General features: G+C 49.5%; 1 protein-coding gene. It reads left to right on the top strand.

The annotated features are described in order from the left end of the window. Positions 1-509, top strand: a 509-nt coding sequence (locus R8O11_RS31505) for a TatD family hydrolase (RefSeq protein ID WP_318195426.1), incomplete at both ends; no start/stop codon positions are given.

The following is a 509-nucleotide window of genomic DNA, read 5'->3' as shown; positions in this document are numbered from 1 at the left end:
ATGATCGATACCCACGCGCACATATACGCGAGCGAATTTGATAACGACCGCGATGAAGTGGTTGAGCGCGCCTTAACTCAAGGCATCACTAAAATTTTGCTGCCGAATATCGATCTGGACTCGATTGAACCGATGCTGCAGACCGAAGCAGCGTATCCGGAAGTGTGCCACTCAATGATGGGTTTGCACCCATGTTACGTTGATAGCAACGTTGATCAAACGCTAGAAATCATCCGAGGCTGGTTCGAAAAACACAACTTTATCGCCGTAGGCGAAATCGGCATCGACCTGTATTGGGATAAAACCCACCAAGCAGAGCAAGAGATGGCTTTCGTAACCCAACTCAATTGGGCAAAAGAGATGGATTTACCTGTGGTGATCCACACCCGTGATTCCATCGAAGAAACGCTGACTCTGCTTCGTCAAGAGCAAGACGGTCGCCTGCGTGGCGTGTTCCATTGTTTTGGTGGCAGCTTAGAAGAGGCGCGAGCAATTAACGAGTTGGGCTT

Source organism: Vibrio sp. 1288 (assembly GCF_033344475.1).
Note: the sequence above shows the minus strand (reverse complement) of the source record. Positions and strands in the feature narration are given on the sequence as shown.